The organism is Phormidium sp. CCY1219 (genome assembly GCF_055795085.1).
The window spans coordinates 1-518 of record NZ_JAYFEQ010000440.1; the positions used below are offsets into that span (position 1 = coordinate 1).

The 518-nt window shown below is 44.8% G+C and carries 1 protein-coding gene; it reads left to right on the plus strand.

Features of this window, described 5'->3' with window-relative positions:
* A partial coding sequence (locus AC0QH1_RS10310; protein ID WP_324631000.1) for a group II intron maturase-specific domain-containing protein occupies positions 1-518 on the plus strand: 518 nt, incomplete at both ends.

A 518-nucleotide genomic window follows, 5' to 3' on the forward strand; every position in this document is an offset into this window, starting at 1 on the left:
ATAGGATTGGAACTGAAGGATACCAAAACCCACATCACCCACACATTAGAGGGTGACAACCCTGGGTTCGACTTCCTAGGATTTAACATCCGGCAATATAGAGTCGGAAAATACAAAACCGGGAAAAACGCACACGGTAATCCACTAGGCTTCAAAACCTTCATCAAACCCAGCAATCAAGCCATCAAAACCCATTACAAGAAACTGAAAGGGATAGTAGACTCCCACAACGCAGCACCGCAAGAGGGGTTAATAAGAAGCCTCAATCCGGTCATCAGAGGATGGAGCAACTACTACTCAACAGTAGTGTCTAAGGAAGTCTTCTCTCAAATGGATAATTTACTATTTTGGAAATTAGCCAGATGGGGAAACCGAAGACACCCCAACAAAACAGCAAAGTGGGTGGCCAAAAAATACTGGCAAGCAATAGGAAATCGGCACTGGGTATTTGCAACACGAGCGGAATCAAACCCAATCAAATTGCGATACCACTCCGAGACTCCAATTGTCAGACACGT